Below are 3,867 nucleotides of genomic sequence, written 5' to 3'. Positions count from 1 at the left end.
CCACCTCCACCACCCCGGAACCCAACACCCCTTCCGCCGGTAGCAGTGGTTCTTCCGCCGGCGGCGTCCTAGCAGCGCTCCTCGCCGTGCTGGCCCTCCTCGGTGGCGCTGCCTACTTCGTCTTCCCGCAGATCCAGGAGTTCCTGCCCGACATGCCTCGCCCATAGCCCCGCTCATAGCCCCGGCTGGCCCGCCCCATCCCAAACCCCGGGCGCCTCGGGGGGAATGTTGCGCAAATTCGAGCCCGGCACATAGTTGCAATCCGGAACATTGTTGCGGGATTGCAACTATGTACCGGGTTCGCCGATTCGCATGACCCCACCCCTCTCCGCTCACAGGAAACGCACAGCCGGGAAATCTGTTCTGGCAGATGCGTTCTGGCAGATGCGTTCCAGCAGATGGTCTCCAACCGAGTGCGCAGGGAGGCCGCCGCCAGATTTACTCCATTAGAGACCATGTGCCAGAACGCATGTACGGCCGAGCCCGCCGCCGGCCGGGGCGCGCCGCCGGCCGGGGCCCGCCGCCGCACGCCGCCGCGGGCACGCCGCCGAACGCCGGGCGCCCTAAAACACCAGCTGGTTGAGGAAGCGCTGCGCGCGCTCCGTCCTGGGTGCGGCGAAGAACTCCTCGGGCGGCGCGAGCTCCACGATGCGGCCGGCGTCCATGAACGCGACGCGGTCCGCCACGGCGCGGGCAAACGACATCTCGTGCGTGACCACCAGCATGGTCATGCCGTCGCGGGCGAGGCCGACCACCACGTCGAGGACTTCGCGCACGATTTCGGGGTCGAGGGAGGCGGTGATTTCGTCGAGAAGCAATGCCCTCGGCTGCATCATCAGGGCGCGCACGATGGCCACGCGCTGCTTCTGCCCGCCGGAGAGCTCGCGCGGCCGCGCGTCGGCCTTGGCGCGCAGGCCCACGCGCTCGAGCAGCCCGAGCGCGCGCTCCCGCGCCTCCGCCTGGTCAGCGCCCTGCACCACCTTCGGCGCGAGCAGCAGGTTCTCCATCACGGTCAGGTGGGGGAAGAGATCGTAGGACTGGAACACCATGCCCACGTCGGAGCGCACGTCCTTGAGCTTGGTGGCGCCCGACGTCACCTCCCGGCCGTTGACCACGATGCTCCCCGCATCCACCGGCTCCAGCCCGTTCACGGTGCGCAGCAGCGTCGATTTCCCGCAGCCGGACGGGCCGATGATGGCCAGTACTTCGCCGGGGTCGACGGCGAGGGAGACGTCGACAAGCGCCTGATGCCCGTTGGGGTACGTCTTCGACACGTGGGACAAGGAGATGAGCGACATCTAGCTCCACCTTTCTTCCAGCTTGCGCGCGGCGAGCGATATGGGGAAACACACGAGAAAATACAGCAGGAACACCACGCCGTAGATCCACAGCGCGGCGGAGGGGTACTCGAAGCGGTTGGCGTCGATGATCTGCTGCGCCACCTTCAGCACCTCCACCACGCCGATCAGCGCGACGAGCGAGGTGGTCATGATCATGCGGTTGGTCAGGTTGATGGTGGCGGGCACCAGGCCGCGCAGCGCCTGCGGCAGCACCACGTGGCGGTACAGCGCGCGGCCCTCGATGCCCAGCGCCGCCGCCGAGAGGTACTGGTGGCGCGGCACGGACTCGATGGCGGCGCGCACCAGGTCGCCCAGCTCGGCGGTGCCCCACAGCGTGAACACGATGATGGCCGCCAGCCGCGCGTCGAGGTTCAGCCCCCACGCGCGCGTGGCGTCGAAGTACACCAGGAACAGCAGAACTAGCTGCGGCATGATGCGCACGAACTGGAGGTAGGCCTGGGTCACCGCCTTCAGGGCTTTGCTTTTCGACGCCATCGCCACCCCCATCAACGTCCCAAACACGATGGAGAGCGCCATGGACGCCAGGGCGATCTCGATGGACACGCCCAAGCCGCCGAGGAGGCGCGCGAAGTTGTTGCCCTCCGCGAGCACTGCGAGATCAGAAAACATTGGCGCGCACCCGCCTTTCCACGCGGCCCGCGATCAGGGAGATGGGCAGGAGGATGAGCAGGTAGAAGAAGACGAGGAGGAACAGCGCCTCGCGCGTCTCGTACGTCTGCCCGATCTGCTCCTTGGCGGTGAACACCAGGTCCGGCAGCGCCACGATGCTCACCACCGACGTCTCCTTGATCAGGAAGATGATGTTGGCGGTGATAGCGGGCAGGGACAGCGCCATGGCCTGCGGGGCGATGACGTGGCGCAGCGCCTGCGTGCGCGACATGCCCAGGCTCAGGCTGGACTGCATCTGGATGGGCGCCACGCCCTCGAGGCCCGCGCGGATGGCCTCCGCCATGTACGAGCCGCCCAGGAAGGCGAGGCCCACCACGGCGCACGTCTCGCTCTGAAGCACCACGCCCAGCTTGGGCAGGCCGAAGTAGAGGAAGAACAGCTGCACCAAAAGGGGCGTGTTCCGCGACACCTCGATGTACGCCCGGGCCACCTGGCGCAGCACCGGGACGCGGAAGAAGCGGACCCCGGCCACCAGCGCGCCCACGATGAAGGCGAGCACAATGCCTTTGGCGGCAACCCTCACCGTGAGGATTGCCGCCTGGGCGTACACCGGGATGTTGTCGGCGATGACCGAGAAATCCATGGTTGTTTGGGTCTTGGTTCGCGGGGCTTGGGCGCTTTAGAGCTTCCCGCCCTCGACCACGAGCTCATCGGCCGTGACGGCGTTGCCGTAGACCGGCTTCAGCGTCTTGTCGTAGTCGGCGTGGAAGAAGTTCTCCTTGCCCAGCTCGGTCAGCTCGTCGTTGATCCAATCGCGCAGGTCGGTGTTGCCCTTGGCCACTGCCGGGGCGATGGTGTCCGTGTCGCCCAGGGACGGGATGGTGGTGGTGAAGCCGTCCGTCTTCGCAGCCCAGGCCAGGGCCTCGGTGTTGTCGGTGACCCAGGCGTCGCCGCGGCCGTCCAACAGCGCGTTGGTGGCCTCGGTGTACTGCTCGAACTTGGTCAGCTTCACCTCGGGGTGGTGCTTCTCCAGGTACGCCTCGGCGGTGGTGCCCTTGACCACGATCACGTTCTTGCCCTTCAGGCCCTCGACGTCATTGATCGGCGCGGAGTCCGGGGTCACGGCGCCGAGGGAGACCTTCATGTACGGGTTGGCAAAGTCAACCTTCTCCTGGCGCTCCGGGGTGACGGTGAAGTTGGCCAGGATGATGTCCACCTTGTTGGTGTCCAGGAACTCGACGCGCGAGGCGGCCTCCACCGGCACGTACTCCAGGTCCACGCCGAGGTCCTCGGCCAGGCGGTTGCCGAATTCGACGTCGTAGCCGGCGTAGTCCCCGTTCTGGTCCACGTAGCCGAAGGGTGCCTTGTCGGAGAAGACGCCGATCTTGACGGTGCCGTCGTCCTGGATCTGCTGGACGCTGCGGTAGCCGTCGGCGCCCGCTGCGCCGGTGGCGTTGCCGTTGCCGTTGTCAGCGGATTCGGTGGAGCAGGCGACGAGGCCGGCGGCGGCGAGCACGGCGGCCGCGCCCGCGGCGAGGCGCTTGCGGAGGGAAAAAGCAGACATGGTGGTTCGCTTTCTGGTTCTCGGTGGATCTCGGTGGATCTCGGTGGTTCTCGGTGGTTCGGTTTCGGCCGGCGGGCGTGCGCCCTCGACCGGGTTGTCCGTTAAAACTACACCAAGCTGTCTAGTTGGCCAACTGTTTGTTGCGGCGGGACGGTGCGGGGCCCGTCTCTTTTACACATCCGACGCTGCCTACGGCCTCCTGCCCTCGCCTCTCCCGGTGGCGCCCTTATCCGTCCGAACGCACGTGTATCACTCACATATTGAACTCAACATTGAGCCTGTAAATCATGGTGATACAAAGATGGAGGAACTATGAATCATCAAAATAATCAG

Annotated in this window: 4 protein-coding genes; all 4 read right to left on the bottom strand. The window is 66.3% G+C overall.

Annotated features, from left to right (window positions below; genetic code table 11):
* Nucleotides 1-563 precede the first annotated feature (563 nt).
* The 4 genes from BN4252_RS00370 to BN4252_RS00355 are packed head-to-tail and all read right to left on the bottom strand — an operon-like array spanning nucleotide 564 to nucleotide 3,534.
* Nucleotides 564-1,298, bottom strand: coding sequence for an amino acid ABC transporter ATP-binding protein (locus BN4252_RS00370; RefSeq protein WP_066524058.1), 735 nt, complete (start codon nucleotides 1,296-1,298; stop codon nucleotides 564-566).
* Complete coding sequence (locus tag BN4252_RS00365; RefSeq protein ID WP_066524056.1) at nucleotides 1,299-1,970, bottom strand: amino acid ABC transporter permease; 672 nt, start codon at nucleotides 1,968-1,970, stop codon at nucleotides 1,299-1,301.
* The gene (locus tag BN4252_RS00360) at nucleotides 1,960-2,613 is read right to left on the bottom strand and encodes an amino acid ABC transporter permease (protein ID WP_066524052.1); all 654 of its coding nucleotides are present in this window, start codon (nucleotides 2,611-2,613) and stop codon (nucleotides 1,960-1,962) included. The genes BN4252_RS00365 and BN4252_RS00360 overlap by 11 nt, the downstream gene beginning before the upstream one ends.
* A gap of 36 nt (nucleotides 2,614-2,649) precedes the next feature.
* Nucleotides 2,650-3,534 carry a cysteine ABC transporter substrate-binding protein gene (locus BN4252_RS00355; RefSeq protein WP_066524051.1) on the bottom strand — a complete coding sequence of 295 codons (885 nt, stop codon included), beginning with the start codon at nucleotides 3,532-3,534 and terminating at the stop codon, nucleotides 2,650-2,652.
* Nucleotides 3,535-3,867: the final 333 nt, after the last annotated feature.

Source organism: Corynebacterium bouchesdurhonense (genome assembly GCF_900078305.2).
Lineage (GTDB): Bacteria > Actinomycetota > Actinomycetes > Mycobacteriales > Mycobacteriaceae > Corynebacterium > Corynebacterium bouchesdurhonense.
This window is presented reverse-complemented; position numbering and strand designations above follow the sequence as displayed.

Excerpts from the sequence above, each read along its gene's own strand:
- BN4252_RS00370 (WP_066524058.1), bottom strand. The coding sequence starts at position 1,298 with ATGTCGCTCATCTCCTTGTCCCACGTGTCGAAGACGTACCCCAACGGG.
- BN4252_RS00365 (WP_066524056.1), bottom strand. The coding sequence starts at position 1,970 with ATGTTTTCTGATCTCGCAGTGCTCGCGGAGGGCAACAACTTCGCGCGC.
- BN4252_RS00360 (WP_066524052.1), bottom strand. The coding sequence starts at position 2,613 with ATGGATTTCTCGGTCATCGCCGACAACATCCCGGTGTACGCCCAGGCG.
- BN4252_RS00355 (WP_066524051.1), bottom strand. The coding sequence starts at position 3,534 with ATGTCTGCTTTTTCCCTCCGCAAGCGCCTCGCCGCGGGCGCGGCCGCC.